Here is a 14,323-nt window from a genome sequence, read left to right on the forward strand (position 1 = left end):
CACCCTTATTACAGCACATCTCGCTGCTACCGTAAATGGGATTGAGTTGAATTTAATGGGGGTGTACGATCGCTAATATCCCTGCATCCCCATCTAAAGTTGCTTCTACACCCACTGGTAATGCTGCATTGGGACTATCATGACCAAAAGGTAGATTAGAGACAATCGGAATATTTAAATCGCCCAAGCGATCGCGCAGTACTTCTTCTACACTAAAGCTAGGCACAGTTGGCGGGGCTTCACAGCGAGTAAAACCCCCCAAAGCAATACCGCAGACTTTAGATAAAGCACCGCTCAAACGCCACTGTGTCAGCATCCTATCGATACGGTAGGGTGGTTCTGTGACATCCTCAAGTGCCAAAATCACACCATCGAAATTTGGTTGCATTGGTGTATTTAAAAGATGAGTTGCGACTGTCAGATTTCCTGGTAGCAAAATGCCAGTAGCAATCCCGCCACCCCAGCCATAACCTTTGAGAGGTTGGATATCTCGCCCTTCCACCCAATTGAACAATCGCTCGATTGACCAATCTGGCTCATCGGCGAGAGTTGTCATCACTGGTCCATGAAGGCTGGAAATCCCTACGTTATAAAGGCTCCACAAAAGGGCGGTGATGTCAGAAAAGCCAATCAACCACTTGGGAAGTTCTGAGTTTTGTTGCCAATGCCAATTTTCTAAGATGCGGGTGCTACCAAAACCACCTCTGGCACAGAGGATACCGCGACAATCTGGATCTTGCCATGCTGCTGCTAGCTGGTTACGGCGGTCTTCATCTGTACCTGCTAAATATCCCCATTTATCATCTATCTTTGGGCTGATTTCTACTTGGTAGCCGTGCGATCGCCAAATTTCCACACTCCGTGCAAACGGCTCCAATTCTCGTAAAGCACCACTGGGCGCAATAACTCGTAGCATGTCACCAGGTTTGAGGGGTGCTGGTAGAATTTTAGATTTCATCTAGATGGTAGGGAATCCCAAATTGAATCGAGGTTTGCTTGGGCTTGTTTGAGTGCTGTTTCTGGAGAAGCGCCTAACATGGTAGCTTCGATGGCTCGACCTAAACTGTCAGACAAACGACTATAGCCAGGAATGATTGGTCGAGAACCTGATACAGACATTTGATCAATAAAGACTTTCAAGATAGGTTTTTGCTGAATAAATTCCTGGTAAGCCTGACTTGGGGCAGTTTTGAGGTTAACTGGTAAAAAACCCGTCCCCATACTCCATTCTGTTTGAAATTCTTCACTCAAGACATACTCTAAAAATTTGAGTGCAGCTTGCTCTCTGGCTGGTGTAGTCTTCATCAAATACATATTTCCAGTGCCTGTCACCGTCGCCGGCTTCACATTTGTAGGTATAGGGAATGCGTTAAAGTCAACATTGGACTTCATTATATAAGTCCAAGGGCCTGTGATCTGCATAGCAACGCGACCTGCAATAAAAGCGTCTTCTTCATAACCTCGCTCTGGGGAAGAAAGGGTTGCTGAACCATCTTTTAATAAGTCTTGCCAAAATTGTAAGGCTGCGATCGCACCCGTATTCGTTAAATTCGGGCGGTTATTTGTCACAACTTCTCCCCCAGCGCTCAATAAAAAGGGGAACCAACTAAAGACAGTCCATTCTTCCTTTCCTAAAGGCAGTAATATTCCGTACTGTTCAGGTCGATTATCGCCATTCCGGTCTATGGTTAATTTTTTTGCGACTTCCCTCAACTCTTCCCAAGTCTGAGGAATTTGCGTAATTCCCGCAGCTTGGAAAAGTTTAGGTCGATAAAAAATGCCTATATTGCTCGTGTAAAGTGGGATTGACCAAAGATGACCGTCTAATTTTAATTGTTCCCATAAGTTGGGGCTAATTTCCGACTTCAAGGGCAATTTATCCACCCATTCTTCTAAAGGTCGAATTGCCCCTAGTTCCATAAATTGACCTGTGAATTGAGGATCGAATGAGAGAATATCTGGAGGTGCATTGCCCACAACTGCTGTTAATATTTTTGGCAATTGGGGTTGACCGATGAAAATAGATTCCACCTGAACATCAGGATGAGTCTGATTAAATTTATCTACTAGTTTGTTAAACACATCCCGATTACTAGGGGGATTGATTGATTGCCATAGACTCAGATGAATTACTCCGTCATTTTTCTGGACTGTCCCTTGACAACCATATAAAAATATTAAAAATATACTCAGAATAATTCCCATCAGCAAAAGCTGCCAAGCAGAATTGGTCAACTGGCGCGAAAAACTCGGAATTTTAGATTGAAAAAGCGTGCTTTTCATACAACTTTTTAAGGTGAAACAATACTTTGGTTCAAGGTTTTGATTGAATTAAAAAATAAATTCATCGATGTGTAAATACACAAAATTGTAATTATTGATTTTATCCATAACTCTGGTATAGATTTATTCTATAATATAATACGTTTATTTCCTGACCACACAAATTTTATGGTAAATTCTACTACCCATTGTTTCTTAAGTAGCTTTTTAGAAAACTCATTTCACTTCAAACGTCATCTACAAGATTTTTTACATTTAGATTCAGAAACCATAGAGACAAAGTTAGCAGCAGAACAAGAATAAATAAAAAACTTAGGACATAAAGATTTTAATTCGCAAGAAGCAAAAGTAGCTTGTTTAGGTAGAAAAAATGATGTTTATAAAAATACATTAACGGTGAAAATGTCCCAGAGATTATTATTTATGTCTACCCCAATGGGTGCCTTAGGTTCAGGATTGGGAGGCGGAGTAGAGTTGACCCTATCTAATATTGCTATAGAGATGCTGCGGCGAGGACATAAATTAGAAATTGTTGCACCGCAAGGCTCTATCAGCAATTCATTGCCTATTAGAGAAATTCCTGGAGAACTAATACAGATACCAGCGCAAAATCAGAGTCGTAGTGATCCGATTTTGCTGCATAAAAATTCTGTTTTAGCGAATATGTGGGATTATGCTCGCCAAGTCCAAGGAGATTATGATTTGATTGTTAATTTTGCTTATGATTGGTTGCCATTGTATTTAACACCATTTTTTAACTGTGCGATCGCACATTTGATCAGCATGGGTTCTTTGACGGATGCAATGGATGAGATTATTGAACAAGTAGCAATCATTTTTCCCGGTAGTATTGGTGTTCACAGTCAAACACAGGCAGCAACTTTTACATTTGCACAACGGTGTATTTGTCTGCTAAATGGTTTGGATTTATCTATTTATCAATTTTGTCCCAAACCAACTCAGAGCTTGGCGTGGGTAGGTAGGATAGCTCCTGAAAAAGGACTAGAAGATGCAGTAGCAGCAGCAGAAATCACCGGCATCACACTGAAAATATTCGGGTTAAAACAGGATGTATCTTACTGGGAAAAGATTTGTCAAAAATATCCTGATGCTCCCATAGAATATGTCGGATTTTTACCAACAGTTGAGTTACAAAAGGAGTTAGGGCAATGTCGAGCAGTCTTAGTAACCCCTCGTTGGATAGAAGCATTTGGAAATGTAGCAATAGAGGCGCTTGCTTGTGGAGTACCTTTAATTGCCTATCGTCGGGGTGGTTTAACAGAAATTGTTCAAGAAGGCAAAACTGGTTTTTTGGTGGAACCTGATAGTGTCCAAGGTTTAGTGGAAGCAATTAAGCATTTGGATGAAATTGATCGCCAAGCTTGTCGCCAGCAAGCAGAAACTTTATACTCTTTAGAAGCTATGGGCGATCGCACCGAAGAGTGGTTTCAAAAAATTCTCAGAATATAGCAATTCTCGTTTGGATGCAACATATAGTAGGGCACAGCAATGCTCATGGGTGTCAGCTTAACGTTAAATCGGCGGTTAGAAACCGCGTCTACACAAGGCTTTACCCACTTCCGTGGGTTATAAAAGCCTGATTTTCTCTTAGTCCGCGGAGATTGGCGATCGCATCAGTCGAGTATATTCGGGTGCGTTGGAGGAGTCAATGCAGAAGTTTTTGGAGATGCTCGGTAAGCTGAATCGTCGTTATTTGACAGCTTTGGAAGAGAAGCTGTTGGGTTTGATTGAGCTTGAATATCGGCTTGGAGATTAAATCTTCACAAACTCCTGGACAATAATAGATACACATCTTATGATTATGGAATCAGCTTGATGTTTGGCAAGTCGAAGCGGGGGCTAAAACCGTGGGGGATCTGCCAAAATCGCCAGAACCTTGACAAGTAAATAGTTCCAGCATTTCAGTCATGAGGGAAGTTGCAAATTAGTTGCAATAAGAGCGGCTGAAAATGACCTTTTTTTTCGATCTGCCAAAAACCCTCCCAGGAAGCTTGCTCTGATTAAGTTTCAGCACCGAGCGGTTTCTACTTACAAAATCCCCTCACGGGGACTGAAACCTTAACCAATTCAACAAATCTTCTTCTATGGTTAAATGTTTCTACTTACAAAATCCCCTCACGGGGACTGAAACCCGAAGTCGTCCCCAATTGGCGCAAATATGCAGAAGGCGTTTCTACTTACAAAATCCCCTCACGGGGACTGAAACTTCTCCTCACCAATGAAAATAGTTTTAACTAATGCAAGTGTTTCTACTTACAAAATCCCCTCACGGGGACTGAAACAGGCATGGGTACTGTTTTGGAACAGTCAGGCGACGGATGTTTCTACTTACAAAATCCCCTCACGGGGACTGAAACATCCAGATACTGAGTCAAATCTTTAGATAAAAGCAAGGTTTCTACTTACAAAATCCCCTCACGGGGACTGAAACCTGGATCAATGCTGCTGATATAGCCGATAAGTTGATGTTTCTACTTACAAAATCCCCTCACGGGGACTGAAACAATACCTTGAGGACGATGGTATTCGGGGCGGATTCGCCAGGTTTCTACTTACAAAATCCCCTCACGGGGACTGAAACTTATCCTCTTGAAAACTCTCCAAAGCCTCACGCAAGTTTCTACTTACAAAATCCCCTCACGGGGACTGAAACTGAGCAGGGTTCGCGTATCCAGCTAAAACAGATGCAAGAAGTTTCTACTTACAAAATCCCCTCACGGGGACTGAAACACTGGCACTGACAAATACTAGAGAGAGGATGCAAACGTTTCTACTTACAAAATCCCCTCACGGGGACTGAAACACAAAACTTAGTTATGGGTACTGAGGAGACGTTAACGTTTCTACTTACAAAATCCCCTCACGGGGACTGAAACGAGAAATACTGGAGATCAACTCGGCGTGGCGGACAAGTTTCTACTTACCAAATCCCCTCACGGGGACTGAAACTGTTCTGGTGTCATGATAAATTCTTAGAGGAAAAATTAGGGTTTCTACTTACCAAATCCCCTCACGGGGACTGAAACAACAACTGCCATCCTCCCAGATTGCAAAAATGGGTTCATACAGCAGATTTAAAGTTGGGTGTTGTACACAACCTAAGTCTCAAAGGCGAGCATCAAGCCTGTTTTGCTTCTGAATTCTGACTCCTTAATTCTGAATTCTGCTGTAGTTATTATGAATTGTGATAAAGCTGAAATTGAGTGGCGATATCAGCAGCAAAGCTTAGTCGTAAATCCCAAGGGATGAGGACTTCGACTTTTGGTTGCCATGCTCGTAAACGCATGACTACGTTATTATCCCTTTGTTTATGATCTTGATATCGGATAAATACTTGATAGTAAGCGTCTTTTGGTGAACGGTTGTCCAGAACTTTTAGTAAAGCCTGTTGTTGAGGTGGTTTAATTTCACGTTGAATCAAACGTTGTACTTGCTGGTAGCTAATTTCTTCAAAAGTGTCATGGCGTTCAGTATCTTTAACGTAGCGATCGCAAAACTCCCGGTCAAATCGCAGTAACATCAGTTGAGAAGGCAAGTAGAAATCAAATCCCCATGCTTTAGACATAGACAGAGCAATATCATCTGGGGTGGGTAAAGACTTCTGCTGATATTGCTGTTGCAAATTAGAGGGCAACTTAGAGTTTACCCACTCTAGAGTCAGCAAATTCTGAATCCGATCAAGGCGAAAATTATACCAGTTAGTATCTTTTTGAGGACTTTCGCCGTATGCACACAGATAAACTGCCCTCTGTACGTAGTAGATACATACTGGATAAACGATGCAGTCAACGTTACCCTCAAGCCTTGCACTACTGTAAGTTAGCTTGATAGGTGGAACTGGAGTTTTTGCCCAAAGTTGTCTTAATTGATCTTGCCAATCATCAACCGCATCAAGGGTACTACGGGGTATAACATAATCGACTTTCAAGAAAAAGCGTTGTACTCCATTGATTTTTTGGGAGTGATTTTCTGCAAACCCCACTAAATCTTCATGCATGAAGTTCAATTCATAGGCTCCAACTTTGGCGGTAGTTCCCTCATCTCTTGTAGTTATGAGACGTGGTGGAAACTCGCACACCCGATAATATTTTTGGTATTTATACACAAGCCAGCCGAGTTTAGCCAGAGTTTCCAAGTCAGCCTGTAGGGAACGACGAGTTACGCCAAATAAGCGCCGTTGCAATAGAGTATTCAGTTCAGGTTCATTCAGACCTGTGTGAGCAAGGATTAATTTTTGCCAGTGGCTAGCAACTATTCCTGTATTTTCACTGAATAACCATTGGGCTACGGTCTTGGCACAGGGGCAATGAGAGTCATGTATGGGGGGAATTTCTTCTCCTTTGGGATGTGTGGGACTGAAGAATGCATTTCGCCAGTCTGCGTAAGAAAAAGAGTCATCTAAAATTAGACGGTGTTGATTGTCACCGTAAAGTGATGCTCCTTCGGAGCCGTATAACGAACGCAACCATACCCACAAACGAATTGCTCGTAAGAGATTTTGTTTAAGATATCCGCGTCCTAAGCACTGCAATAGTTCTACATCAGGAATATCTTGAAAAACTAGTTCAGACACCAGCCCAATCTCGATAAAAATAACTTTCTTTAAGATACAGCATCTTGGAAGACACTTCTTCCAGGTGCGTGTATGATGTACCCATCAAATAAAGCTAAAGGTCATGAGTACGTACAAAATCGAGCTAAAAGACGGAATTTTACGTGTTAATTTTGGCGAACCTGCCCAAAATGACCAGATTGTGCGTGATGCAGCAGGCCGATTGGAAGAAATGGCAACATCAGGTGAACTGGCGGGAGGGCAGTTACTCAAAATTAATGGGCCGATTTCTATCCCTGTAGCATTTGTTCTAGCACATAAACTTGCTCATATTTACGGTGCAGTAGGATTTTACGATCCTAAGTTAGGTAAATATGTGATTTCTATTACACATAATCCATCGTATAAACTAGGAGACTTAATAGATTGATATTTGATTGATTAAAGATATGGGTGTAGCTAGTAAAAAATTTTATGACAACGTATCATATCAGTCTGGAAGGCGACATTTTAAAAGTTGGATTTACTGCAACACTTGCTAAAGGCGACCAGATTGTGCGAGATGTAGTGGCGCAGTTGGATGCAATGATTGCTTCAGGTGAACTTCCTGGTGGTTCCCTGATTAAAATTAACGGACGCATATCGGTACTGGTTAGTCAGGTATTAGCTGATAAATTATCTAAGTTGTATGATGCGATCGCTCTTTTTGACCCTAAGATTGGCGAGAGAGGGCTGGATAGATATGTAGTCACCATTAGCAGACATCCTAAGTATAAAGTAGGGGATACATTGGATGTGGTGCGATGCCTGCGGCGAGCTTCGCTAACGCCACAGCAGTCAAGTATCAAAGTTGTGCTGTGTGGGTTTGCCAATACAGGAAAGACTTGCTTTCGGGATGGTTTAAAACAGGCGTTATTGCAGATTCCCAATGCACCAGAGTCTTATTTCATCTCTGGTTGTCCAGATGGTGATGGTTCTTGGTATGGGGAAACTGCACGGCGTGATTTGGATTTGGCGAAAAATTTAAAAGCTGAATATAAAGCTAGATTTACACCAGAGTTTGCTCAACTGAAAGCGCAGGAAGTCAGAGCTATCAATACATCAATATTTATATTTGATGTGGGTGGAAGAATATCTGACGATAACCGCTTGATTATGGCCGAAGCGACTCATGCGGTGATTTTGGTCAAAGATGAGTGTGAGATTGCACCTTGGCAAGAGTTGTGTAAGTCTCTGGGTTTACAGGTGGTTGCAATTATTTACAGTGATTATGAAGGTGTAAGTGATGCGATATCGGGGGAAACGCCGATTCTTAGAGGAAGTGTTCATCGGTTGCAGCGTGGGGAGGATCTCTCTAGTCGTCCGATGGTGCAAGCATTGGCGCGGGTTTTAGTGGAGTTAATTTGAGGTAAATGTCAAAATGGATAAGATGAGTTCTATTAGTATAGCGATCGCTTGGTGTCTGGCTTGGGGTAATGAACGTCAACCGCAGTTTGATATTACTGTTTTACAAGAAATGCGGGAGGCTTTGAATAAGAATAATACCAAGGAAGTTCCAGAAGCGGTTAAAGCAATTGTTCAGCAGGTAGAAGAATTGCAAAGTATTAAAGATGATTATTTTCCGCCAACTCTGGATGAGCTAAAACACCAATACTCTAATTTATGGAATCAAACTACTAAAATTGGTTTAGTTTATGGTGGTGCTACCAAAGTTAAAAACTATGTATTTGACTCGGCAAAGATTCAAGAAATACGCGGTGCATCTGGCTTACTAGATAGAATCAACCAGATTGATTTAAAAGCATTTTTCAATGATGATTATCAACCAGAATATAAACCCAATCTTTATCAAGCTCAATGTACAGATATCAGAACATGGCTAAATGATAACTTTCATCAAGACTTCAATTTATCCGAAGTTCTCATTCCCCAACTAATTATTTATTCCACAGGTGGAAATATTCTTGCTTTTTGTCCTACCGCTTATGTTCATCATTTAGCTGATGCCATTGAAAAGCGTTATACTTACGAAACCTTAACAGCTAATTCTTGTGCAGTTGGGGACACATTTAGATTATTAGAAATCCGGTTTGGTTTACTCAAGGAAAATATAGAAGATACACCTTGGTTAGAGTGGTATCACAAGAACTACCAAAAACCAATAATTCAGGCTTATTTTGGATATCCCAAAGATGAAAACGAACGGCTAGAAGTATTTAAAACCCGTAAAAGTTTTAATGAAATTACTACCAAATTAGCTGTTTTATTTAATCAACGACGTAGCGGTAATCATATTCCTGGACGTAAAACCACCCGTCGTTATCCACCTATGTTTGAAACTCATCCTTATTTAGTCAGAGATGGAGGCGAAAACCATTCTGCTATTCTGCGAGTAGACAAACTAGCTAGAGAAACTTCTTTTTCTGAACCATCAGTTAGAAAATATCTGTTTGGTGATAGAGCTAAAGATGGTGATCCAAAAGAACCACAATGGTATCTTGATTGTAAATTGGAATGGCGTAGAGGTATAGTTGAAAGCTGGGTAGACAGATTTAATAAAGTATTTTTAGAAAAAAATCAAAGTTTGAAAAGTAAATACTATGGAGGTATAAATCCCAAAACTGTACAAATAGCCCAAACTCTCACCCAGGTATCTAATGCTAGTAATGGATTTATCGCCTATATTTATGCTGATGGTAATAATATGGGTGGATATATCCAAAAACAAATCAAAACTCCACAGCAATATCAAAAATTTAGTCAAGATGTGGAACTAGCAACACAATATGCAGTTTATCAAGCATTAGCAGAAAATTTACATCCTCACACGCTGAAAGGTTTAAATGAAGAAGAATCAGACTTGAGAAATGGTGATTTGATTCATCCTTTTGAAATAATTACCATTGGTGGTGATGATATTTTAATTGTTGTACCTGCTAATAAAGCCTTAGAAATATCTCAAATGATAGCAGATAGATTTGAAGGAATTTTACTCAAAGAAGTTAATTTAGTAGAAGTTAAACCTCAAGAAAAAGAAAAAAAATGCATTTTAGGTAATTATAAACTCAAATTTGATAAACCATTTGAACCAAATAAAATTCATCGTTACCAACCATTAAATGCTAAACCTTCTGAATGTGAACTTAGTACATCAATAGGTGTTTTAATTACAGCTATTAACACACCAATCTATTATGCTAAAGAGTTAATAAATCAATTACTCAAGTCTGCTAAAGAACGGGCTAAAAAATTAAAAAAGGTGGGATATCATGGGGGAACAGTAGATTTTTTAACACTAAAATCCGTGACAATGATTGCATCAAGTGTTAAAGAATTTCGTCAAGAAGCATTAACTAAGAAAAGTCCGCAAAACTTAAAACTCTATGCTGCACCTTATACTCTACATGAATTAAGGGGATTATTAACATCAATTGCAGCCTTAAAAAAAGCCAAATTTCCTAAATCACAACTTTACCAAATTAGGAGCTTATTAGAACGAGGTAAACACACAGCTATTCTCAATTATCGATATTTCCGAGTTAGACTCAAGCAGGGTAAATCTGAATTAGAAAATGATTTTTAAAAAGCTTGGTGTCCACCTAAAAATGAAAATAATGGCGGTAATTTAGCACCTTGGATGTATGATGATGGTTCTTTAGAAGATGATAAATCAGGCTATCCTCTTTTTGAAACAATTTGGCGAGATATGGTTGATATCTATGAATTTGTGGAAGAACCAGAAGATGAAGAATCAGAAAATTTACCTGTAGAGGTTGAGTCATGATTAAATTACAAGAATTACCGAACTCAATTCAAACTTATTCTATTACCGCTATCATTGACACAGCTTTATGTATAGGTGCTGGAGGTTCTTCCGGTTCACTCGCAGATAAACCCATAGTTCGCAACGCTGAAGGAAACTTACTCATTCCTGCTTCACAATTAAAAGGGCGTTTACGCCATGAGTGCGAAAAAATAGCTAGAGGTTTACAATGGGACATTTGCTATTCTCCCAACCCACAAAGTATGTGTCCACAAAGGGCAGGTTTGGATGGGAATTTTGACAGGGAAGAATATAAAATATCAAAAGAGGATAAAAACCATCATTGTTTAATTTGTCAAATATTTGGGAATCCAGTTTTACGTTCTCGCGTCATATTTGATGATTTAATTTGTGAAGAAGAACCAGAAAATTTACCAGAAATCATCCGTCCTGGAGTAACAATAAACCGTCGTCGTCGCACTGGGGAAGAAAGTAAACTTTATTTTCTAGAAACATCCCCAGCGAATATAAAATTGAGGTTTCAAGGGAATATTTGTTTATCTAACTCACCATTTAACAACCCAGATTACGTAGGCGCGTTAATTTTAGCGGGACTGCGACACATTAACGCTTTAGGTGGGAGTAAATCTGCTGGCTTGGGGTGGTTAAATTGGGAATTCCCCGCGTTATCTGTAGAACAAGCAGCATGGGGTTTTTTAGCTAAAGGAGTGGGAAATAATGAAAAAGATTAATTTAGAAATTAAAGCTTTATCCCCTTTAGCAATAGGACGACAAAAACCAGGAGGAAATATAAGTGAAGCTGAAACTTTTATTCCTGGTTCAGTAATTCGTGGTGCTGTTGCTGGTCAGATATTAAAGGAAGCAAATCAACAAATTGAAGAAGGTGATGATTTTCATAAATTATTTTTGAGTGAAAATCCAGCTCTTTTTCAAAATGCTTATCCTGGTAATTTAAAAATAGATGATATTGATATCATTAAAAATGATGTTAGAGTTTTACCGACTACCGTACTCAGTTCTAAAAGAAAATCAGGGTTTAAATCTCAAGAAGCTGAAGAAACAGGTAATAATGGTGTTTTTGATACTCTAATTGACCGATTTTGCGCTGAAAATCATAGTCAAATTTATCATCCAAATTGTCCAATAGAAAAAACCATGTATGGTGAAAGAGTTGATAATTTTAGTAGTTTTTATGCTGAACATAATGATGAATATTATAGTCCATCTGCAAAAACTCGTTTATTAACTAGAGTTGGTATAAATCGCCGTCGTGCTACTTCTGAAGAAAGGGTACTTTACAGCATTGAAGTTTTAAATGAATCAAAAGAGCGGAAAAAGCAACCAGCAATATATACAAGTGCAATTTTAGTACCTGATGATTTAGTAGATTCTTTACACACATTTATTGACAATCATCAACATAATTTTCGTTTAGGAGGTTCAAGTTCACGAGGTTTAGGAAAAGTCAAGATTACAGCTAAAAAGCAAAGTGATATTAAGTCAAATGTAGATAATCAAATTAACCAGTTTAATCAAAAATTACGTATACGCTGGAATGAATGGGGTAATATATTTGGCAATGCTTCCGAATTACCCTCAAGTCGTATTTATTTCACCATTGATTTACAAGCAGATGCAATTTTAACTGAAAATTGGCGACGCACAACAGTAATTTCTGAAACAATGCTACATCAGGTTACAGGGGTGAATGATTCATCTTTGCAACTTTATACTGCTTACAGTAGCTATGATTACCGTTCTGGTTGGAATGCTGCTTGGGGATTGATGAAAGATGTAGAGTTAGTGACAAATAGAGGAAGTGTGTATTTATTCAGTACAGAAAACAAGGATTTGTGGTTGAAAGCTTGGGAAGATTTGGAAGTTTATGGAATAGGCGATCGCACTTCTGAAGGTTTCGGACAAGTGCAAATTTGTAATGAGTTTCATAATGTATTTCAGGAGGAAGCTCTTTAAAAATGATTGAACTAAATAATGTTTTAAAAGAACAACTTGCTTTAAGAGTTGAAAAAGGTATCACCAACCAGATAGATGAGATTATCCGAAAGATGGTAGAAATATCCAAAAGATTTGCAATAGCAGGAAAAGATGAAAAATCTCCATTTAGAAATGTACTTGGGGTTTCTGTTGATTCTAGTTCTTCTATAGAAGTTATCAAAAATTATATTCGTTATCAAATTGGTAGACGTGGTTCAAGTCCTATTTGGACAACTTCTAAAGATAAAGAAATATTTGCAGTAGCTTTAGTTAAAGAACTGGATGATCTTAAGCAAGATGCGGAATCAATAGTCAAAAATGTACAGAAAGGTATTGCTAAAGGTCATGATTTAGAGTCGTATATAGAGGAGAGTAATAACCGACATCAATTGACAAAACAGATTCACATGAAACTTGTGCAACTATATCTAGGCTATTTAGCAAGAGAACATACAGCCTCGATTGGAGAATTGAATTTAAAAACTTAAATAACTATAATTATTAATAGGAGATTTCAAATATGCATCGTTTTGTTGTATCAACTGTTGGAACAAGTTTACTTACTAATCAACTACGTCAAAAAGCAGATCCAAGAAATTGGAAAGAACTGCTTGATAAAACTGCTCATTTAACAGAAGAGCAAATTAATAAATCTTATCCTGAAGTTCCAGATATTCTTTTAGAGTTAAAAAACAGGGCTGAACAAAAGCTGGATAGTGGTAATACTTTAGAAATTAAAGAAGCCAGTGCAGAACTAAATGGTATATATAGCTTGTATAACGACAAAGTTGATAATGGAAAACTAGATTATCATTGGTTAATAACTACCGATACAGCACAAGGTCAAATAACTGCGAAAATAATTAAAGATTTTTTACATAAAAAAGTCAATTGTATTGAAGTTTATACTCCTTATCAGCTTTCCGTAGAAAATACTTCAAAATTCACACAAGGGATTGATGATTTAATAGATTGGCTTTCAAAAAGATATAAAGAGGCTAAAAAAGATGGTTATGACATCTACTTTAATTTAGTAGGTGGTTTTAAAGCGATTCAAGGATGTATGAATACTATCGGTATGTTTTATGCTGACAAAATTATATATGTATTTGAAGGTTCATCGTCTCAGCTAATTACTATTCCTCGCTTACCAATTACTATAGATTATGAACGAATAAAAAAACATGAGGTGACTTTGGCATTACTTAATGCTGGCGCAAGTTTATCTGCTTCACAAGCTGAAAAAATTGAAGAAGCGTTAGTTGCAGAAATTGATGGGAGAATGACTATTTCTAACTGGGGACAACTAATTTGGAATGAGTGTAAAGATAAATTTTTAGCATCCCCAGAATTACTAAAGTTCCCAAAAATAGAATATGAAGATATGTTTCGGAGAGATTATAAAAAAATTACCGATACACAAGATAAGGTAAAACTACAAGAAACTTTGGCTAAAGTATCTTATCAATTTGAAGAATCAAATGGAGATACAAGAATTCTAGGAAAGACTGTTAGTTATTCTCCTTACCAAGGTGCAAAAGATAAGGAAGGTGTTGATCATTTTTATGTTGGAATACAATTTCGTGTCAGTTGCAAAGTTGTGAATGGAAGACTAAAGTTGCGACATTATGGAACACATGATTATGTTGAAGGAAAAGAGACAAAATAAACTAATAGAATAATTAAAC

13 protein-coding genes and 1 CRISPR repeat array are annotated in these 14,323 nt (G+C 38.4%); of the genes, 10 read left to right on the forward strand and 3 right to left on the reverse strand.

Annotated features, from left to right (window positions below):
• Positions 1–52 precede the first annotated feature (52 nt).
• Positions 53–958 (reverse strand): S66 peptidase family protein, encoded by a 906-nt coding sequence (locus V7K31_RS19410; protein ID WP_335096207.1) that lies wholly within the window; start codon positions 956–958, stop codon positions 53–55.
• Entirely contained in the window at positions 955–2,283 is a 1,329-nt protein-coding gene (locus tag V7K31_RS19415; protein ID WP_335096209.1) for an ABC transporter substrate-binding protein, read from the reverse strand. The genes V7K31_RS19410 and V7K31_RS19415 overlap by 4 nt, the downstream gene beginning before the upstream one ends.
• A gap of 168 nt (positions 2,284–2,451) precedes the next feature.
• Here V7K31_RS19415 and V7K31_RS19420 point away from each other — a divergent pair, with 168 nt between their 5' ends.
• Both V7K31_RS19420 and V7K31_RS19425 read left to right on the forward strand, forming a co-directional pair.
• The gene (locus tag V7K31_RS19420; RefSeq protein ID WP_335096210.1) at positions 2,452–2,586 is read left to right on the forward strand and encodes a hypothetical protein; all 135 of its coding nucleotides are present in this window, start codon (positions 2,452–2,454) and stop codon (positions 2,584–2,586) included.
• Between the two features lie 99 nt (positions 2,587–2,685).
• Positions 2,686–3,753 carry a glycosyltransferase family 4 protein gene (locus tag V7K31_RS19425; RefSeq protein ID WP_335096213.1) on the forward strand — a complete coding sequence of 356 codons (1,068 nt, stop codon included), beginning with the start codon at positions 2,686–2,688 and terminating at the stop codon, positions 3,751–3,753.
• A 571-nt stretch (positions 3,754–4,324) separates the two neighbouring features.
• A CRISPR array of direct repeats spans positions 4,325–5,330; the repeat unit is 37 nt; unit sequence GTTTCTACTTACAAAATCCCCTCACGGGGACTGAAAC.
• Positions 5,331–5,479: 149 nt separating this feature from the next.
• Here the strand turns inward: V7K31_RS19425 and V7K31_RS19430 are convergent.
• Entirely contained in the window at positions 5,480–6,877 is a 1,398-nt protein-coding gene (locus V7K31_RS19430; protein WP_335096214.1) for a TIGR03985 family CRISPR-associated protein, read from the reverse strand.
• Between the two features lie 103 nt (positions 6,878–6,980).
• Here V7K31_RS19430 and V7K31_RS19435 point away from each other — a divergent pair, with 103 nt between their 5' ends.
• Genes V7K31_RS19435 through V7K31_RS19470 form a run of 8 tightly spaced genes read left to right on the forward strand, consistent with a single transcriptional unit; the run spans position 6,981 to position 14,304 of the window.
• A complete protein-coding gene (locus V7K31_RS19435) occupies positions 6,981–7,286 on the forward strand; it encodes a CRISPR-associated protein Csx3 (protein WP_335096215.1) in 306 nt (101 codons plus the stop codon).
• Positions 7,287–7,330: 44 nt separating this feature from the next.
• The gene (locus tag V7K31_RS19440; protein ID WP_335096217.1) at positions 7,331–8,263 is read left to right on the forward strand and encodes a CRISPR-associated protein Csx3; all 933 of its coding nucleotides are present in this window, start codon (positions 7,331–7,333) and stop codon (positions 8,261–8,263) included.
• A 22-nt stretch (positions 8,264–8,285) separates the two neighbouring features.
• Entirely contained in the window at positions 8,286–10,439 is a 2,154-nt protein-coding gene (gene cas10 / locus V7K31_RS19445) for a type III-B CRISPR-associated protein Cas10/Cmr2 (RefSeq protein WP_335096219.1), read from the forward strand.
• Positions 10,440–10,493: 54 nt separating this feature from the next.
• Complete coding sequence (locus tag V7K31_RS19450; protein ID WP_335096222.1) at positions 10,494–10,640, forward strand: hypothetical protein; 147 nt, start codon at positions 10,494–10,496, stop codon at positions 10,638–10,640.
• On the forward strand, positions 10,637–11,371 hold the full coding sequence (locus tag V7K31_RS19455; RefSeq protein ID WP_335096223.1) for an RAMP superfamily CRISPR-associated protein: 735 nt from the start codon (positions 10,637–10,639) through the stop codon (positions 11,369–11,371). The genes V7K31_RS19450 and V7K31_RS19455 overlap by 4 nt, the downstream gene beginning before the upstream one ends.
• Positions 11,358–12,614, forward strand: a complete 1,257-nt coding sequence (gene csx10, locus V7K31_RS19460) for a type III-D CRISPR-associated RAMP protein Csx10 (RefSeq protein ID WP_335096224.1) — start codon at positions 11,358–11,360, stop codon at positions 12,612–12,614. The genes V7K31_RS19455 and csx10 overlap by 14 nt, the downstream gene beginning before the upstream one ends.
• A 2-nt stretch (positions 12,615–12,616) precedes the next feature.
• Entirely contained in the window at positions 12,617–13,123 is a 507-nt protein-coding gene (locus V7K31_RS19465; RefSeq protein ID WP_335096226.1) for a hypothetical protein, read from the forward strand.
• A 32-nt stretch (positions 13,124–13,155) separates the two neighbouring features.
• Positions 13,156–14,304 carry a putative CRISPR-associated protein gene (locus V7K31_RS19470; RefSeq protein ID WP_335096227.1) on the forward strand — a complete coding sequence of 383 codons (1,149 nt, stop codon included), beginning with the start codon at positions 13,156–13,158 and terminating at the stop codon, positions 14,302–14,304.
• Positions 14,305–14,323: the final 19 nt, after the last annotated feature.

This window comes from Nostoc sp. (assembly GCF_036917675.1).
Taxonomy (GTDB): domain Bacteria; phylum Cyanobacteriota; class Cyanobacteriia; order Cyanobacteriales; family Nostocaceae; genus Nostoc.